At 66.4% G+C, this 17,638-nt stretch carries 10 protein-coding genes and 1 pseudogene; 7 read left to right on the top strand and 4 right to left on the bottom strand.

Annotated features, from left to right (window positions below):
• The first annotated feature begins 245 nt into the window (after positions 1-245).
• Positions 246-1,727 (top strand): cell wall hydrolase, encoded by a 1,482-nt coding sequence (locus ACQR1I_RS27775; RefSeq protein WP_434868507.1) that lies wholly within the window; start codon positions 246-248, stop codon positions 1,725-1,727.
• An 88-nt stretch (positions 1,728-1,815) separates the two neighbouring features.
• On the opposite strand, the gene ACQR1I_RS27770 is transcribed toward ACQR1I_RS27775, so the two are convergent.
• The 3 genes from ACQR1I_RS27770 to ACQR1I_RS27760 form a co-directional block, all read right to left on the bottom strand.
• The gene (locus ACQR1I_RS27770) at positions 1,816-4,149 is read right to left on the bottom strand and encodes an ABC transporter substrate-binding protein (protein WP_434868786.1); all 2,334 of its coding nucleotides are present in this window, start codon (positions 4,147-4,149) and stop codon (positions 1,816-1,818) included.
• Positions 4,150-4,230: 81 nt separating this feature from the next.
• Positions 4,231-5,025, bottom strand: a complete 795-nt coding sequence (locus ACQR1I_RS27765) for a hypothetical protein (RefSeq protein ID WP_434868506.1) — start codon at positions 5,023-5,025, stop codon at positions 4,231-4,233.
• A gap of 551 nt (positions 5,026-5,576) precedes the next feature.
• Positions 5,577-7,175 (bottom strand): L-aspartate oxidase, encoded by a 1,599-nt coding sequence (locus tag ACQR1I_RS27760; protein ID WP_434868505.1) that lies wholly within the window; start codon positions 7,173-7,175, stop codon positions 5,577-5,579.
• A gap of 359 nt (positions 7,176-7,534) precedes the next feature.
• Here ACQR1I_RS27760 and ACQR1I_RS27755 point away from each other — a divergent pair, with 359 nt between their 5' ends.
• The 6 genes and pseudogenes from ACQR1I_RS27755 to ACQR1I_RS27730 all read left to right on the top strand — a co-directional run bounded on the left by ACQR1I_RS27755 (position 7,535) and on the right by ACQR1I_RS27730 (position 14,943).
• Positions 7,535-8,782 carry an MFS transporter gene (locus ACQR1I_RS27755; RefSeq protein WP_434868504.1) on the top strand — a complete coding sequence of 416 codons (1,248 nt, stop codon included), beginning with the start codon at positions 7,535-7,537 and terminating at the stop codon, positions 8,780-8,782.
• Positions 8,783-8,846: 64 nt separating this feature from the next.
• Positions 8,847-9,833 (top strand): acrylyl-CoA reductase (NADPH), encoded by a 987-nt coding sequence (gene acuI, locus ACQR1I_RS27750; RefSeq protein ID WP_434868785.1) that lies wholly within the window; start codon positions 8,847-8,849, stop codon positions 9,831-9,833.
• A gap of 113 nt (positions 9,834-9,946) precedes the next feature.
• Positions 9,947-10,561, top strand: a complete 615-nt coding sequence (locus ACQR1I_RS27745; protein WP_434868503.1) for a hypothetical protein — start codon at positions 9,947-9,949, stop codon at positions 10,559-10,561.
• 179 nt (positions 10,562-10,740) lie between these two features.
• The gene (locus ACQR1I_RS27740; RefSeq protein ID WP_434868502.1) at positions 10,741-10,974 is read left to right on the top strand and encodes a DUF6894 family protein; all 234 of its coding nucleotides are present in this window, start codon (positions 10,741-10,743) and stop codon (positions 10,972-10,974) included.
• 403 nt (positions 10,975-11,377) lie between these two features.
• Positions 11,378-13,066 (top strand): annotated as a pseudogene (locus ACQR1I_RS27735) (methyl-accepting chemotaxis protein).
• A 191-nt stretch (positions 13,067-13,257) separates the two neighbouring features.
• The gene (locus ACQR1I_RS27730) at positions 13,258-14,943 is read left to right on the top strand and encodes a methyl-accepting chemotaxis protein (RefSeq protein WP_434868500.1); all 1,686 of its coding nucleotides are present in this window, start codon (positions 13,258-13,260) and stop codon (positions 14,941-14,943) included.
• A 3-nt stretch (positions 14,944-14,946) separates the two neighbouring features.
• Here the strand turns inward: ACQR1I_RS27730 and ACQR1I_RS27725 are convergent, their stop codons facing one another.
• Positions 14,947-17,628, bottom strand: a complete 2,682-nt coding sequence (locus ACQR1I_RS27725) for a DUF2339 domain-containing protein (protein ID WP_434868499.1) — start codon at positions 17,626-17,628, stop codon at positions 14,947-14,949.
• Positions 17,629-17,638 lie beyond the last annotated feature (10 nt).

Raw genomic sequence — 17,638 nt, 5'->3', positions numbered from 1 at the left:
CTCCGCTTCCAAAAAATCATTTCACCGCGTTCGTTGACCGAATGTTCACCACTCTCGTCGGTGCGCTGTTTACCACGCATCTCGATCACGCCGCGCTCTGCAACCTCACCGCTTGCGTGTTTCGACCGTGCAACGCGGGTTAACTCCTCAGCAACCTAAACCCGTTACGAACGTGACAGATCGAATTGCACGGAAGCACTGTCGTTCGGTCGCGTGAGTAGCGTAGCGTTGCGTTGAGCGTATCGATGTTAGTTCTGCGTCCCGGTCCGAAGGGCGCGCGTTTTGCGTCCTTCGGACTCGGTCTCTGCGTCTTCGCTCTGATGCCGACAGAGACCGGGTATCAAGACATCGCATCTCTGCTCGCCCGCCAGCCGGGCGTCGCCGAGCGCTGGCAGAAGCGCGTGTTCTCCGCCGGCGCCTCCATCCAGCTCGCCACCTACAGCTTCGGCCGTCCGATCGGAACGTCGGCGCCGCGGGCCGTGAGCCTTCGTCTGGCAAGCCTCGACGGCGACGTCGACATCACCGGATCGACGCCGCGCAATCCGGCGCTGCAGGCCCCGCCGCGCTACCAGGCATCCGATTTTCCCACCGTCGACCGCACGCTGAAGGGCGATCGCCTCGTCGTGCGTCCGCCGGCCTCGCCGGTGCCTTCGACGACCCCGACCGAATCGGCCGAGCCGGCTCCGGCGCCGGTCGAGCCGGCCCCGGCCGCACCGACACAACCCAATTCGAATTCGTCGGTGTTCGGAACCAAGACCACGGAGGCGCCGGCCGAAGCGCCGCCGCCACGTGCCGCCCTCGATCCCGAATTGCAGGAAGCGCTGAGCGCGCCGCCGCTCGCGCAGTACGACGCGACGAAGCCCGAGATCCAGCCCTCGGGTGAGCTCAAGCCGGGCGCCGATCCGACGGCGACCGATGCGCCCGTCAGCTATGACGGCCTCAACGTCAAGACCGCCAATCTGTATTTCGGCACGGCGTCGCTCGGCGGTGCCGCCGGAACGATGGAAACTTGGCAACCGGGCGAAGCGCCGCTGATCGTGGTGCCGGATCCGGACCTCAAGCCGATGGCCGTGCTGTCATCGCCGGCCGACGATATCGGCAAGGCCGGCGACGGCGGCGAGAGCATCGCGCCAAAGGGTGAGGTGAACACCGACAATCAGCGGACGAGAACGCCGGCGGAGCGCCTGGGCCTTGCGGACGAGAAGGTCCGCTTCAAGTCCGAGAAGTGCCTCGCGGAGGCGGTGTATTTCGAATCACGCGGCGAGGCGGTGCGCGGCCAGATCGCGGTCGCCCAGGTGGTGCTGAACCGCGCCTTCTCCGGCTACTATCCGACGACGGTGTGCGGCGTCGTCTACCAGAACAAGTATCGCCATTTCGCCTGCCAGTTCACCTTCGCCTGCGACAACAATGCTGACGTCATTCGCGAGCCCGAGATGTGGGATCGCGCCAAGAAGATCGCAAAGGCGATGCTCGACGGCGAGATCTGGCTGCCCGAGGTCGGCAAGTCGACGCACTATCACGCCTATTGGGTGCGTCCGTCCTGGGTCGCCGAGATGAAGCGCATGTACAAGTTCGGCGTCCATACGTTCTACCGGCCGAAGCGGTGGGGTGACGGCAGCGACGCGCCGAGCTGGGGCACGCCGCAGCAGACGGCGGCCATCACGGCCGAACTGGCCGAGGCCGCCAAGAGCGAGGCCGAGATCAATCCGAACTGGACCCGGCGCTGAGATCCAGGTCCAGGCTTCCCGGCCGGTCGACCGACGCCCTCGTGCCTTTTGCGGCGACGAGGACGTCGATGCAGGGGCAGGGCGCAGATCAGGGGCGCGCATTCCACTCCATGAAGCGGCGGTACAGCTCGGTCTGCTGACCCGGCGCGGGCGGCGCCGCTGCCGGCCGCTTCGCGGCGGCGGGAGCACGCGGTGACGGCACGGCGTTCGCCGCAACCGGCTTTGCTGCAGTCACAGCGGCGGGCGTGGCGGGCTTCGCCGTCCCAACGGCGGCCGGAGCGGCCTCCGAGGTCCGGGTGGCCCGATCGAGCCATTCCTGCGCGGTGCGGAAGCGCGTCCAGCCGGCGACCGGCGCACGCGGCGCCATCTCGCGCCACTTCGGATGGAAGGGCGGCCGCTGCAGCTGTGCCATGCGCGAGAACAGCGAGTCGACCAGCAGCGACAGCCGGCGATAGCGGTCGCTTCCCGGCTGCCAATTATACGACGCCAGCACGGCCTCCGCGGCGATGGTGTCCACCGGCTCGGACTTGGCGATCAGATTGGGGTAGTCGTCCGCGGTGAGCCGCGACGGCAGATAGTCGTCGCGCAACGGCTTCTCGTAGCCGACGGGGACGAGATGCAGATCGGCATCCGTGATCTGGCTGAGCCAGGGCACCGGCTTGCCGTCCACCGTGATGATCGCGTCGATCTCGCCCTTGCGCAGCATCTCGAGTGCGATGCGCGGCTCGATATAGAGCAGATGCGGCTTGATCTCGAGCCGCTCGAACACGTTGATCGCGGTCACGAAGGTGCTGCCATCCGGCAGGTCGACGGCAACCGTCTTGCCGTCGAGGTCGCGCATGGTGCGGATCGACCGCGGCGCCAGCACGTGCATTTCCTCGTTGAACATCTTGGTGACGTAGACGAGCTGATTGCGGATGTTGCTCGCGAAGTCCTTGCGCTCGAGATAGGACAGCGTGTCCTTGCGCACGATCCCGACGTCGACGCCCTTCAGCATCAGGATGTCGGCCACCGCCTGAACCGAGCCGCTGCCGAGCACCGGCATGATCCGCAGGTTGAGGCCGTCATTGAGGACCGAGGCGACGTCGGCGCCCATCTGCGAATAGGTGCTGCCATAGGAGCCGGTCATCAGGCTCACGGTATTGGCGTTGAGCTGGGTGGCGAGATCGCGCTTGGCCGAAGCGTAGCGGAAGATCGCCTTGAAGGAATCGCTGACCGTACCCGGGTCGATGCCGCTGCGCACCGGTCCGAACCGTTCCCAGCGGCCGCCGACGAAGCGCTTCATCTGCATCTGCTCGATCGGCGCATGGTCGCTGGCGCTGGTGCTGGCGACGATGCCGGGAATCAGCATCGGAAGCTGTATCCCTTTCAGGGAGCTGGCCTGCTTCATGATGTTGTCGCGCGAGAAGTCGTCGCCGCAATTGCGCAGCACCGCAACCATCAGATTGGCGAGCGCATAGCCCACGATGCCGAGGCTGTTGTTCTTGCTGGCCTCAGGCGCGTAGCGGTCCATGAACGTGGACCACTCGGCAAAGCCGGGACCGCCGCTCTGCTCCCCGCCCTCGTACAGGATGGTGGCGGAGAGAATTCCTTCCGCATTCTGCACCCCCGCAGGCTGCAGCACGGCGGCAACCGAATCCGAGATCGTGGGGATGATGTGCTCGGGCTTCCAGCCGATCTCGGCGAGGCGGCGGATCGCGAGCACGGTGAACTTCGGAGTGCTGACGTCGATGAGGATGTCGGCGCCGGCGGCCTTGAGCTTGGCAATCTGCTGATTGACGTTGGTATCGGTGACCGCGTAGCCCGCCTCCGCGACGATGGACAGCTTGCCGCCCAGCCCGTCCTTCAGGCCCTTCAGATAGTCCTTGCCGAACTCATCGTCCTGATAGAGCACGCCGATGCGCGCGCCATCCGGATGCTGCTCGAGCAGATATTGCGCGTGGATGTGAGCTTCGATCTGGTAGCTGGGCTGCGCTCCCATGGTCCAGGGATACTCGCGAGGCTGATCCCAGATCGAGGCGCCGGAACCGACGAACAGTTGCGGGATCTTGTTGGCGTTGAGATAGGGCCGCACCGCCAGGCTGGTCGCCGTTCCCACGCTCGCGAAGACGACGTCGACCTTGTCTTCCTCCACCAGCCGACGCGTCAGCTCGACCGTCTTCTGCGGATTGAAGCCGTCGTCATAGGAGATGTAGGTGATCTTGCGGCCCCTGATGCCGCCTTCCGCATTCACCTTCTGGAAATAGGCTGAAATCACCTTGCCGACGCTGCCATAGGCTGCCAGCGGCCCGCTATAGGGTGTCGTATTGCCGATCCGGATCTCGCCCTCGGCAGCACGCGCCAGGCCCGGCACGGCGGCAAGTGCGACGAGCAGGAGCACCGACGACCGGGTTCGCCGAAACAGATGATCGAACATTCCCATCATGAACCTCATCACGCAACACAACACTTTGCGGGGACATGCGTCACCCCCGCGACATGATCATTTGATCTCGAAACGGGGTCACTCGAGGTGCCGCCGGGCCTCAGCTGATCCGAGTTCGGCAGCTCTCGTGTACCAGGCGCGCGCCGTCGCCAGATCGGGGGCGACGCCGACCGCTTTGACTTTCGACAGCACAGCGGGATCGTAGGTCCCGGCCAGCATCAGCGATGCTTCGGCGTCGCCTTCCGCGACGAGCGCCAGGATCAGACGTGCACTCGCAACGTCGCCTGCGCCGATCAGATCGCGTCCGCGGGCCAGCATTTCGCTGATCTCGTCCTTGCTCAGCGCAGCGGCCACCGGGGCCGGGCTTGCTGTTGCAATCATCCGAGATGCCTTGGGCGGAATGGACTGCGGCGTCTCGCGTCCGTTCGGCGCCGGCTTGACGGCCGGGATCGACGCCACGATCGAGTCCGCCGGTGCGTTCGCGTTCGCCGCGGCCGGGCCGTCCTCGAGCTTCAATTTGTCCGTCAAGCCGATATTTCGATAGGACGATGCAGCGGCGATTCCCGACCTTGCAGCCGTGTCTATTTTTGGAGCCTGCATGACGCGGATGGCAATGAAGGCGATGCACGACAGCACGGCCACTGCGGCCCCGAGCCGGAAGACGGCGCTGAATTCGAGCCGCTCGGGCGGTGGCGAGGGCATGACGACCGGATCGAGCGACGCCAATTGCCGAGATCGGTCCACCTGCACCGGCAGCAATGGCGTCGCTGCAGGTTTGACCGCCGAGGCGTTGCGCCGCCATGCTTCGGGGAGATCGGTGAGATCGGTGTCCGCATCCGGATCCAGCGATGCGTTCGCGAGGATGTCGGACATGGAGGCAGGCTTTGCCGAGCGCCAACGTCCGCCTTGCGTATCATCCGCAGCGATCCGCGATCCGCCACTGCGCAATACAGAACTCATCTCGACTACTCCTGCGGCTCCCCGGGTCGACACGGACAGATATGCACTACCTGGACACCGCAATTTTCGCTGTGTTTTATTCTTGTTTGTTCAGTTCGATCGCTTGTGCCGAATTACTGACGAACCTGTCCAGCCATTTAGCTGATGCTGGTAAATGCCGCCGGCGAGTCCACGACTCGGATGGTGCGGCGGTGCCTGCACAAGCCATTCGTGGCCCTGTCCGAACGGAAAATTGCGAACTAATCGCGTGCAGGAGCGATGAGCTCGGCGTGCTCACAGATCGGCATAGTTAATTGTTCGCCGATCGCACGCAGGTGTCGGGGCGTTGGCGACAGGAGCGGTGCGTACTAATCAGATCGCGCCTGTCCAGATTTGCCGGCCAAGGCGACAACAACGAATTGCGCTGTCTCTGAAAGGGCGAGCGATCATTCGATACTGCATGACCCGCCGAAGGCGAGCCGCTGCTATGCGCTGAGTGACCGCGCGGGGTGGGCCGACGGACGCGTGGCGATCTCGTCGGCAGTCTCACGCGCCGCGGCCAGGGTGGTCATGGTCCGCTGCGCAAAGCTCGGATTTTCCGCCGGGCAATCGGCGCGGCAATGCGCGCCGCGGCTCTCGCGCCGGCTCCAGGCCGCAGTGGCGACCAGAAGCGCTGCGCTCGCCATGTTGCGCAGGGTCGGATCGGCGGCGTCCCGTTCGAGCCTCGCGATGACCGCGACGGCTTCGGCCAGCCGTTCCTCGTCGCGGATCACGCCGACATGGCTGGTCATGATCTCACGCAGACCTGCCTCCGTCACTGTCGAGTCCGCGCCGCATGGCTCAGCGAAGGCGACGTCGCGCAAACCGGGCGAAGCCGTCGCGGTCCGGCCGGAGATGTCATCGGCGATTCGCTGGGCGAACACCAATGCAGCGAGCATCGCATTTCCGGCGATGTGGTTGGCGCCATCGGTCCCGGTGGCGGCGACCTCGCCGGCAGCCCAGAGTCCGTCGATGGAGCTTCGGCCATGGTGATCGACCGCGATGCCGCCCATGTGGAAATGCGCCGCCGGCGCCACCGGGATCGGCTGCCGTGTCGGATCCAGGCCTGCGGCGACGCAGGCCCGGTGCAGCATCGGATAGCGCTCCGCGACATCATCGTCGAGCACCTCGCGCGCGTCGAGGAAGGCGCCGCGGCCGGTTGTTATCTCGGCGATGATGCCGCGGGCGACCGTGTCGCGAGGGGCGAGATCCGCCAGCGGATGCCGCGGCAGCATGAAACGCTGGCCGCGCCGATTGACGAGGATGGCGCCGGCGCCGCGCAGACTTTCGCTGACCACGGGCGCAGGATCGGACCCGGCCATCATCGCGGTCGGGTGAAACTGCACGAACTCGGGATCGGCGATGATGGCGCCGGCGCGCGCGGCGATCGCAAGGCCAACGCCGTTGGCGTGGGATGGATTGGTCGTGAAGGCGAACAGGTGGCCGAGGCCGCCGGTCGCCAGCACCACGCTGTTTGCTGGAATCAGCACGGGCCGCGGAGCGCTGCCGTCGAGGCGGCGCAGCTTCAGCCCGCGCACCATACCGTGCTCGGTGAGCAGGGCATCGGCGACATGGTTCTCGATCACGCGGATGGAGGGCGCCGCACGGACCGCAGCGGCGAGCGCCGCAATGATCGCCTGTCCGGTGAAATCGCCTTTCACGCTGAGGAGTCGCCGGGCAGAATGAGCTGCGGCGCGAGACGTCGCCAGGTCGCTCTTGTGATCGCGATCGAAGGCCACGCCGAGACGCAGCAGATCCTCGATCCGCGCGGCGGCGTCACGGGCGAGGTCGACTGCGGCCTTGGAATCCACGAGGCCCGCTCCCGCGGCGATCATGTCCGCAGCGTGAGCGTCCGGGCTGTCGCCGGCTGCGACCGCGGCCGCGATGTCGGCCTGCATCGTCGTTCCGAACGATGTCTCGCCGAGCGCGGTCGCGGAGATCAGTGTGACCGGTCGAGGTGCGAGCTTGAGCGCGCAGAACAGGCCCGCGATTCCGGCGCCGATGATGATGACATCGCCTGAGGTCTCGATCTGATCGTGGTCCATGTGCTGCCCAATTCCAACGTAAGTGTGGAAGTGGTACCCCGTGACCAGTTAGTTCTTCTTCAGAGACATTCTTCGCCATTTAGCGTTGTTTGGCGACAAATCGCGGCCGTTCTGAATGTCATTCTCGCGTAGGCTGAATCGCAATCTCTCACTCGCGCGAAAGGATGGGCCTGGCGACGGCCAAGGAGCCGTGCGTCAGTTCCTGTGATGGAACCTCACGTGAATGGAATGTCGATCGTCATGCATGCGGGCATCGATAATTTCATGGCTGAGTTCCGCATTTGAAGCTTGGGCGTTCAATGCAAATGCATTAATCCTGTCGCGCTGCCGAACCGGGCGGCGCGCAGGGAGGAGCACACATGTCGATACAATCTGGCGATCTCGGCGCAGCCTCCCGCACTGCGAGCTGGCGGACGCCGCTCGTCATCATCGTCTGCGGCTGCGCCATTGCGCTGCTCAGCTTCGGGCCACGCTCGAGCCTCGGCTTCTTCGTCCAGCCCATGAGCCGTGAATTCGCCTGGGGCCGCGACGTGTTCGCGCTGGCGGTCGCGGTGCAGAACCTGCTCTGGGGTCTCGGCCAGCCGCTTGCGGGCGCCATTGCCGACCGTTTCGGTGTCATGCGCGTGATCTGCGTCGGCGCGCTGCTCTATGCCGGGGGGCTGTTGATGATGCGCTACGCGGCGACCCCGCTGCAGCTCGACATCGGGGCCGGCGTGCTGGTCGGCTTCGGCCTGTCCGGCTGCTCGTTCAACCTCATCCTGTCGGCCTTCAGCAAGCTGCTGCCGCCGGAGCGGCGCGGCCTGGCGCTCGGCGCCGGCACGGCGGCCGGCTCGCTCGGCCAGTTCCTGTTTGCGCCGTTCGGCGTCGCGCTGATCGATCAGTTCGGCTGGCAGAGCGCGTTGATGGTGTTTGCGATGCTGATGCTGTTCATCGTGCCGCTGTCACTTGCGGTCGCAACGCCGCCGGCGAGCGAGGCCAAGCCGACCGAGGCCGAACAGCAGTCGTTCACGACGGCGCTGATGGAGGCGTTCGGCCACCGCTCCTACGTGCTGCTGGTGCTGGGCTTCTTCACCTGCGGCTTCCAGCTCGCCTTCATCACCGTGCATCTGCCCGCGTTCCTGGTCGACCGCGGCCTGTCGGCGCAGACCGGCGGCTGGGTGATCGCGGTGATCGGCCTGTTCAACATCATCGGCTCGCTCAGCGTCGGCTGGCTGCAGAGCCGCCTGCCGAAGCGCTACATCCTGTCCTTCATCTACTTCACCCGCGCGCTGGCGACGCTCGCCTTCATCTCGTTCCCGGTGACGCCGGCGACCGCGATCGCGTTCGGGGCCATCTCCGGGCTGGCCTGGCTCTCGACCGTGCCGCCGACCTCGTCGCTGGTCGCGATCATGTTCGGCACCCGCTGGCTTGCCACGCTGTATGGCTTCGCCTTCGTCAGCCATCAGGTCGGCGGCTTCCTCGGCGTCTGGCTCGGCGGCATCGTGTTCGAGCGCTACGGCTCGTACACGCCGATCTGGTGGCTCTCGATCCTGTTCGGCGTGCTGTCGGCGCTGATCAATCTGCCGATCGTCGAGAAGCCGGTGGCACGCGCCGTGCCCGCCACCTGAGTTGCGTGGCCGACCCGATCGGCTAAACATGGGCTCCATCGAAGAGAGCGCAGGGAGTGCCGCTGTGGGAACGTTCAAGGCGATCCGGATCGACAAGGCCGACAAGGGAACCACCGCCGCGCTGACCCAGTTCGACGAGTCCGAGCTGATGGACGGCGACGTCACGGTGAAGGTCGAATGGTCCGACCTGAACTACAAGGACGGGCTGGCGCTCACCGGCAAGGCGCCGGTGGTCCGGCGCTTTCCGATGATCGCGGGCATCGATTTCGCCGGCACGGTCGAGCAATCGAGCCACCCGCACTGGAAGCCCGGCGACGCCGTGATCTGCACCGGCTGGGGCATGGGCGAGACCCATCTCGGCGCCTATGCCGAGAAGGCCCGGGTCAAGGGCGACTGGCTGGTGGGACTGCCCCAGGGCCTGTCGGCCCGTGACGCGATGGCGATCGGCACGGCCGGCTTCACGGCCATGCTGGCGGTGCTCGCCCTGGAGAAGCACGGTTTGACGCCGGCCAGCGGTCCGGTGGTGGTGACCGGCGCGGCCGGTGGCGTCGGCTCGGTGGCGACCGCCGTGCTCGCCAAACTCGGCTATCACGTGATCGCCTCGACCGGACGCCTCGCCGAGGCAGATTATCTCAAGTCGCTCGGGGCCGCCGAGGTCATCGACCGCAACGAGCTGTCCGCGCCGGCCAAGCCGCTGGCCAAGGAGCGCTGGGCGGGCGGCATCGACAGCGTCGGCTCCAACACGCTCGCCAACCTGCTCGCCATGGCGAAATATGGTGGCGCGATCGCGGCCTGCGGCCTCGCTGCCGGCATGGATTTGCCGTCATCGGTCGCGCCGTTCATCTTGCGCGGCGTGAGCCTGCTCGGCATTGATTCGGTGATGTGCCCGCTGCCCACCCGCAAGGCGGCCTGGGCGCGTCTGGCGACCGACCTGGATCGCTCAAAACTATCTGAAATCACTCACGAAATCGCTTTGGATCAGGTGGCGTCGCTGGGCCCGCAGATCCTCGCCGGCCAGGTCCGCGGCCGCACGGTGGTAAGAATATCCTGAGGATCTTCAGACTTTTCAAACCATGATGCTCCATTGTTGCCATGGTTGGTATGGTAAGCATGGGGTAAAGATACCGCCTTACCCGCTGCGTGGGGTTAAGTGGAGTTTGATACATGCTCGGGCGTTTTTTGTTGGGGACCCTGACGGCGGGCGCGGTTGTCGCTCCCGCGATTGCCGGATCGATGACGGCCGACGAGGCGCGCAAATTCGTCGCCGGCAAGGTGTTCGCGTTCACCTGTGTTGACGGCACCCGCGGCGCGGGCCGGCTTCTCGATGACATGGGCGCGACCGGCGCGGTGCAATTCAACGGCTCCGGCCCGGTTCGTCATATTCGTCTGCCGGGCAATACGCTGCAGATCCGCGGCCAGAATGTCTGCGCGTCGATCAAGGGCATGCCGTTCGAGCCCTGCTTCAATCTCGACAAGAAGGATGACCGCAGCTTCCGTGGCTCGGTCTCGGGCCTCGGCGCGTTTGCCTATTGCGATTTTCAGCACCAGGGCGGCGCAACGATGCTGATGGCCCGTGCGGTGGCCCGGCCGCGTACCGCACGTGCTGCCGTGTCGGCCTTTGATCCGGCGCAGACGGAGGTGGCGGCCCGGGTGGAGACGCCGCGGGTGGAGCGCAGCAAGGTGGAGCCCGTTCGCACGGAATCCGCGAAGAGCGACGGCGGCAAGTCCGAAAGCGCGAAGACGGATGCCGCGCCGGAGCTGCGCCGCTCGACCGATTAGTTGTTAGTTCACCGGATATAAAAAACCGGCTCCCGATTAACATAGATCAATATTTTGCGTGCTCACCGCACGCTACCGGTCATTGCGCCGTAATCGTACGGCATCCCAAATTCATGCCTCGGTAGCGACTCGCGATGCAGTTTGCGACCAGGGGGGTGGCCCAATAGAAAGGGTCGATAATGTCGCTGTACTTCTTCCGCATCAGCCAGGGCCGTTATTCCGGCGCGGCTGATCAGCCGTATGAGTTCGCCAACAAGGAATCTGCCTGGGATGAGCTGACTGCCGTCTGTTCCGATCTCATCGGGGGCATCTCGCGCACTCTTCAACAGGGGACAGAGTGGCAGATGGAACTGCTCGACGAAGCCAAGCAGCCGGTGTTCCGGATCCGCCTGGTGTCGGAAGCCGTCAGCTGAGCGGGCGGATCGAGAGTGCGGCCTGGACGGGTTTCGTTCGGCCGCAGGGTTGCTCGGGCATTCGCTCGAGATCGAAGCGCGATCAGGGTTCTTGTGGCGGGGAACGTCGCGACCGCCGCAAACCGGCGTTGGAAACGAGTTCGCCCGAGCTGCGCCGGGCGACCGGCGGGGAGCACCGATGCGGTCTCCTGCAGGGCCATCGCCGAGACGAGGCGCCTCAGCAGCGTTCGTCTCCGTATTCCTACGGCTCACGAGCTTAACCTATATTTGTTTGCTTTAGCTGCAAATGGTTCCTGTCGGGGAACGTCCGTTCAAGGCCCCGATCAGCTGCCCTCGCCCGGACTGATCGTCCCGAGCGTCGGCAGAAAGCGGCCATAGCCGCACAGCAATCTGGGGTCGACCGGTGTCAAAAATGTCCATTCGCACGAAGATCATTGCGGTCATCGCCTTCATGTTGGTGACCATGTCCGGGCTCGGCGTCCTCGCCGTGACCAGCATGCATTCCATCAACGCAAGCACGGTCGATATCGCGACCAACTGGCTGCCCAGCGTGCGCACCGTCGGTGAGTTGCGGGCCGACATCAACCTGCTGCGCATCGCGTTGCGCGCGCATGTGATGGCCGACACGGCCGAAGCCAAGCAGGCGGGCGGCACGCGGGTCAACGGAGTTCTCGCGGCGATCGACAAGGACCGCAAGGCGTACGAGTCGATGATCACGTCGGCCGAGGAACGCGCGATCTACAACAACTGGGTGCAGGCCTGGGAGAAATACGTCGTCGCCATCAAGCAGGTGATGGACGAATCGAACAAGAGCGTCGGACGCGTTCCGAAGGAGGCGACCGAACTGCTGGAGAAGTCGGCCGCCGCGATCGCACGCGACGCCGACAAGTAATTCATCCAGAGCATCGAGCTCAACAACAAGGGCGCCGAGATCGCGACGAAGCAGGCTGCCGACAGTTTTTCGCGTGCGTTGTGGCTGGTCGTCTCGATCATTGCTGCCGTGATCGTCGCCGGCATCGTGGTCGGCTTCTATCTGGTGCAGAACGTCTCGCATGGCATCGCCTCGATCATCAGGCCGATGCAGGAGCTCGCCAAGGGTGACCTGAGCGCCGAGGTGACGCATCGCGGCGAGCCGACCGAGATCGGCGCGATGGCCGACACGCTCCAGGTGTTCAAGGAAGCGCTGATCGCCAAGAAGGAGGCCGACGAGCTCGCCGCCCGGGATGCCCAGGCCAAGATCGAGCGTGGCCGGCGCGTCGATGACATCACGCGCCAGTTCGAGGCGACGATCGGCGAGATCGTGCAGACGGTGTCGTCGGCTTCGACCGAGCTCGAGCATTCCGCCGGGGCGCTGTCGTCCACCGCGACGCGCTCGCAGGAGATCTCCACCCATGTCGCGGCCGCGTCCGAGGAAGCCTCGACCAACGTGCAGTCCGTCGCCTCTGCGACGGAGGAGCTGTCCTCCTCGATCACCGAGATCAGCCGTCAGGTGCAGGAATCGGCCCGCATGGCCAACGAGGCGGTCGAGCAGGCGCGCATGACCAATGATCGCGTCGGCGAACTGACCAAGGCGGCCGCGCGCATCGGCGACGTCGTCGAGCTGATCAACACCATCGCCGGGCAGACCAACCTGCTCGCCCTGAACGCCACCATCGAGGCGGCGCGCGCCGGCGAGGCCGGCCGCGGCTTCGCGGTCGTCGCATCGGAAGTGAAGGCGCTGGCCGAGCAGACCGCCAAGGCGACCGACGAGATCGGTCAGCAGGTCTCCGGCATCCAGGCCGCGACGCAGGAATCGGTCGGCGCCATCAAGGCGATCTCGTCGACCATCGAGAAACTGTCGGAAATCTCGTCGGCCATCGCTGCGGCGGTGGAGGAGCAAGGCGCGGCGACGCAGGAGATCTCGCGCAACGTCCAGCAGGCCTCGCAGGGCACGCAGGAGGTCTCGTCGAACGTCGTCGACGTGCAGCGCGGCGCGTCGGAGACGGGTCAGGCGTCGGCGCATGTTCTTCAGGCAGCCCAATCGCTGGCCACAGACAGCGACCGGCTGAAGCGGGAGGTCGCCTCGTTCCTGCAGTCGGTTCGGGTGGCCTGAGGCGGGCGCCAGCGTCGACCCGTACTAATACTTAGTTCCGCATTAACCCAAATTTGCCCACGAGGCGGCACCATGCATCGCAGCAGGTGCCGCTTTTTCGTTTCGCAGGGACCCGACGCTGACCGCAATGTCGCGGTCACCGGAAGACACGACTGGTCGTGCGAGACGCTTCTCTCGGGGGATCAACGGACGTGTCCAAGCTTTCCATTCGCCTCAAGATCATCGCCGTCATTGCATTCATGCTGATCATCATGTCCGGCATGGGCGTACTGGCGCTGCGCAGCATGCAGGGCATCAACGCGCGGACCGTCGACATCGCGACGAACTGGTTGCCGAGCGTGCGCGTTCTCGGCGCATTGCGCGCGGACATCAACGTCTATCGGCTCACGCTGCGCGCCCACGTGATGGCGCTGTCGGCGGAGGCGAAGACGAATGCCGACAAGCGCATGAGCGATACGTTCGCCAAGATCAAGAAGGACATCCAGGCCTATCAGCCGCTGATCTCGAGCCCCGAGGAGCGCAGCATCTACGAAACGTGGACGCGCGCCTGGGACAAGTACACGGGCGAGGCCGAGAAGGTGCTGGACGTCTCGCGCAAGAACGTCGGACGCCTGCCTGACGACATCGAGGGCCTGTTCAAGCCGGCGAACCTTGCCGCGACGGCGTCGGAAGATATCCTGACGAAGGCGATCGACTTCAACGACAAGGGAGCTGACTCCGCGACGCGCGATGCAGCCGATGGCTACAGCAGCGCCTTCTGGGTCGTGACCTCGATCATTCTCGCGGCCGTCGCGGCCGGCGTCACCGTCGGCTTCTACCTCGTCCACGACGTCTCTTCCGGCATCGCCTCGATCATCAAGCCGATGCAGGCGCTGGGCGAGGGCGATCTCTCGGCCGAGGTGCCTCACCGCGGCGAGGCGACAGAGATGGGCGCAATGGCCGACACGCTGCAGGTGTTCAAGGAAGCGCTGATCGCCAAGAAGGAGGCTGACGCGCGCGCCGCTGCCGATGCCGAGGCCAAGATCGAGCGTGGCCGCCGCGTCGACAACATCACCCGCCAGTTCGAGAATACGATCGGCGAGATCGTGCAGACGGTGTCGTCGGCCTCGACCGAGCTCGAGCATTCGGCCGACGCACTGTCGTCGACCGCAACGCGCTCGCAGGAGATCTCGACCCAGGTCGCATCCGCGTCCGAAAAGGCGTCGACCAACGTGCAGTCGGTCGCCTCCGCCACCGAGGAGCTGTCGTCGTCGATCACCGAGATCAGCCGCCAGGTGCAGGAATCGGCGCGCATGGCGCACGAGGCCGTGTCGCAGGCGCGCCAGACCAATGATCGTGTCGGCGAGCTGTCGAAGGCCGCGGCGCGCATCGGTGACGTCGTCGAGCTGATCAACTCGATCGCCGGCCAGACCAACCTGCTCGCGCTGAACGCTACCATCGAGGCGGCGCGGGCGGGCGAGGCCGGCCGCGGCTTCGCGGTGGTCGCCTCCGAGGTCAAGGCGCTGGCCGAGCAGACCGCGAAAGCAACCGGCGAGATCGGCCAGCAGATCGGCAGCATCCAGGCCGCGACGCAGGAATCGGTCGGCGCCATCCGCGACATCTCCGGCACCATCGAGAAGCTATCGGAAATCTCGTCGGCCATCGCAGCCGCCGTGGAGGAGCAGGGCGCCGCGACGCAGGAGATCGCCCGCAACGTCCAGCAGGCCTCGCATGGCACCCAGCAGGTGTCGTCCAACGTCGCCGACGTGCAGCGCGGCGCGGCGGAGACCGGCCAGGCCTCCACTCACGTCCTCGATGCCGCGAAGTCGCTGGCCACCGACAGCGACCGGCTCAAGCGCGAGGTCGCCTCGTTCCTGCAGTCGGTCCGCGCGGCGTAACGCTCAACCCACGGGCTGAGCCGGCGGCGCCTGTTGCTGCCGCCGGAACAGCACCTTCTGGTACAGCCATCCGATCGCGACCAGCACCAGGCCGAGGCCGATGAAGGACAGCGCGCGCCACACCCCGGTGAGCGCCGACATGTCGACCAGGAAGGCCTTCAGGATCGTCAGCGCGATCACGATCGCCGAGGCAAGGCGGGCGCGCTGCGACGACACGATGACGCCGATGCCGAGCAGCACCACGCCAAAGGCCAGCCAGGCGAGCGAATAGGTGTATTGCTCGGCCGCACTGGTGACGCCGCTCATCAGGTTGGGGCCGTGATAGATGCGGCGGATCTCCAGGCTCACATAGGACAGCGCCAGCACCAGTGCGCCGGCGGCAAGCGTGTTGCCGTAGGCGGGCGGGCGGCGGCCGGCGACGGCGTAGGACAACAGCAGCATCAGCACAGCGGGGAAGGCGTAGGCGAGGATCAGGATGTTGAGGATGCCGCCCTTGATCGCGACGTCCGAGATCATCGGGTTCTCGAACAGCAGGAGCCCGAGCACGGTCGCGCCGCCAGCGATGCCGGTGAGGAGCACGGCGCCGATGTCGTGCACGATGCTGCCGCTGCGCTCGCGCAGCCGCTCCAGGCCGATCGCCAGCGCCAGCGCGACGCAGACGTCGAGTCCCACTTCGGCGAGCGAGGGCACCGCCAGCATGTCGCCGTCATTGACGGCGTGGCGGATCTCCAGGAACGCCAGCAGGGTCGTAAACAGGATCGCGGCGGCCTCGACCGCGCGCAACGGCGCATCGTCGCCATGGCGGCGCATCAGATAGCTCGCGCCCCAGAACGAGACCGCCGGCACGCCATAGCCCCACAGCAGCCAGTTGACGATCGGCGTGGTGCCGACATCGGCGCCGACGATGCGCGGATCGTAGCCGATCCTGAACACCACGAGCCCGGCGAAGACAGCGGCGAGCGTGCGCAGGAACGGGATCGGCCGGCTCTGGAAGATCCAGGCGGTGCCGAGCGACATCAGCGCCAGCGCGATCGTGAGCCAGCCCTTCTCCAATGCGAAGGTCAGTGCCAGCGCCAGCGCGCCCAGCGTGCCTGTCGCGAACAGCGCGATCGCGGCGCCGAGCCCGGGACGCTCCTCGCGCCGCGTCAGCGCTTCGGTGGCGGCCGCGAATGCGGCGGCAAGCACGACGGCGATGATGGCGAACGGGATCGAGCGGTCGAGATGAGCGATGCGCGCATACAGCGCGACCAGCAGCGCCAATGGCGTGAACACGCCGGTCGCCGACCACACCACCGGCACGACCGCGTTCTCCGAACGTCCCTGCGCCAGGAAGCCGGCGCCGCCGAAGCCGAGTGCGAAGATCGCCGCCGTTACAAGATGCGACGTGACCGATGCGCCGAGCGGGTTCGGGCCCATGCCGGGCAGCGCGCCGCCGGGCAGCACCAGCAGGTCCGGATTGTCGCGCAGCGCCCATTCGGCGAACACGACGAACACGGTGCCCGCCGCAGCCGCGACCGCGCCGGCCGCGCTCGGCGCGCGCCAGGCGACCGCGAGCGTCGCGGCAACCAGCAGGGTGAAGCCGATCAGCGCCAGGCCGTCATGGAAGCTCGCGAGCACGACGAGCATCGCGCCGAGCAGATAGACGGCGAGCCCCACCGACGAGATCGGCTCGACCTCGTCGTTGTCGGCTGCAGGCCCGAACATGAAGCCGCAGACCACGATCAGCGCAGCCAGCGCGAAGCCCGTGACGACGTGGAAGACGTGCGGCGCGACCGCCTCGACGGCCATGTCGAGGCCGGGCAGGGTCCACAGGAACGACAGCCCGATCGTGGTCATCGCCAGCCAGCGCCACAGCCGCACGCGCGCCAGCGCGAACGCGGCCGCCGTGACGATGTCGAGATAGATGTAGAGCGCCCAGTAGTTCGGCTGCCCAGTCGAGACCAGCACGGGTGTCGTGAACGCCGCGACGAGACCGAGCCCGGCCAGCGCCGGGCCATGCAGCAGCGCCGCCGCTAGCGTGCCCAGCGCCACGATTCCGAGCAGCACGAAGGCGATCGCGGGCGGGAGGAACTCATACAGCGCATAGGCAGCGTAGATCGTGGCGAAGGCGACTGCCGTTCCGGCCGCGGTGAGGATCGCCGGGATGTTGGCGATCGGCAGCGCCGCGATCTGCGAGATACTCTCCTTGCGCCGGCTCCATTCGCCCGCCGCCAGCAGCGCGGCGGCGAACAGCGCGCCGAGCGCGACGCGGACCTCGGGGCCGACCAGGCCGGCCTCGATCGAGTAGCGCACCATGAAGAAGCCGCCGAGCGCGAGCGTCAGCCCGCCGATCCACACCACCCAGCGGGTGCCGATCGTCTCCTCGAAGCCGGCCGCGGGCTGCGGCAGCGGCGGCACGAACGGCGGCTGATCGGCGGCCGGCGCGTCGGCCGCGAGATCGGCTTGCTGCAGGGCGGGCTCGGCGACGTCGGGCAAGGGCGGCGGCATCGGCGCGGCCGCGGCGGGCTCCTGGAACGGGCTCAGCGGCGGTGCGGCCGCCACCTGGGGCGCTGCGACAGGGCGGGCGATCTCCAGCCTGGTGAGCCTGGCCTCGATGTCGGTCAGCCGAACGGAGCTCCGCCGGGCCATGACGAGCGCCGCGAGCGCGGCCAGGAGGGCGATCCAGTCCAGGGGCCAGTCGAACATCAAAGGAAGC

This window comes from Bradyrhizobium sp. HKCCYLS2038, from assembly GCF_051167655.1.
GTDB lineage: Bacteria > Pseudomonadota > Alphaproteobacteria > Rhizobiales > Xanthobacteraceae > Bradyrhizobium.
This window is presented reverse-complemented; position numbering and strand designations above follow the sequence as displayed.

Excerpts from the sequence above, each read along its gene's own strand:
- ACQR1I_RS27745 (WP_434868503.1), top strand. The coding sequence starts at position 9,947 with ATGCTCGGGCGTTTTTTGTTGGGGACCCTGACGGCGGGCGCGGTTGTC.
- ACQR1I_RS27740 (WP_434868502.1), top strand. The coding sequence starts at position 10,741 with ATGTCGCTGTACTTCTTCCGCATCAGCCAGGGCCGTTATTCCGGCGCG.
- ACQR1I_RS27765 (WP_434868506.1), bottom strand. The coding sequence starts at position 5,025 with ATGTCCGACATCCTCGCGAACGCATCGCTGGATCCGGATGCGGACACC.
- ACQR1I_RS27775 (WP_434868507.1), top strand. The coding sequence starts at position 246 with ATGTTAGTTCTGCGTCCCGGTCCGAAGGGCGCGCGTTTTGCGTCCTTC.
- ACQR1I_RS27755 (WP_434868504.1), top strand. The coding sequence starts at position 7,535 with ATGTCGATACAATCTGGCGATCTCGGCGCAGCCTCCCGCACTGCGAGC.
- ACQR1I_RS27760 (WP_434868505.1), bottom strand. The coding sequence starts at position 7,175 with ATGGACCACGATCAGATCGAGACCTCAGGCGATGTCATCATCATCGGC.
- ACQR1I_RS27725 (WP_434868499.1), bottom strand. The coding sequence starts at position 17,628 with ATGTTCGACTGGCCCCTGGACTGGATCGCCCTCCTGGCCGCGCTCGCG.
- ACQR1I_RS27770 (WP_434868786.1), bottom strand. The coding sequence starts at position 4,149 with ATGGGAATGTTCGATCATCTGTTTCGGCGAACCCGGTCGTCGGTGCTC.